1 protein-coding gene is annotated in these 379 nt (G+C 43.3%); it reads right to left on the reverse strand.

The window, feature by feature from the left end; translation table 11 throughout:
• Window positions 1–379: OprD family outer membrane porin (locus tag UC75_RS21615; protein WP_228137349.1), on the reverse strand; the 379-nt coding region annotated here is incomplete at both ends.

Consider the following 379-nt stretch of genomic DNA (forward strand, 5'->3'; position numbering starts at 1 on the left):
AACCCGACCAATTTCAGCATAAAGCTGATCTGAAAGTTGTGACTTAAGATTGGTTCCCCAATAAGAGGCAAGCAATTGTCGGCTTGCATCCACAGCCGTTACAGGCAGATCTAACCAGAGTTCACCGACACTTAAAAGGGTTTTGTCGTAGCCCAGTTTTAAAGTTGCACCGTATTTTAAAAAGTCGGATGCTTGTGACTGAGTTTCTTTATTAAAAGGTAAAACCGTGTCCGCAACGTGTTTGTCTGAACTCAAGCGCACGGCATATTGAACAGAAGCATCGGCACCAATCGTAATCGGTTTGTCTGCAATTTGCAGTGGGGTGTCATGCATTTTCGATTTATAAAATAAAGATGCTGCCTGAGACCAACTGCCAGTA

Origin of the sequence: Acinetobacter sp. V2 (assembly GCF_001188385.1) — a bacterium.
GTDB classification, from domain to species: Bacteria; Pseudomonadota; Gammaproteobacteria; order Pseudomonadales; family Moraxellaceae; genus Acinetobacter; species Acinetobacter oleivorans.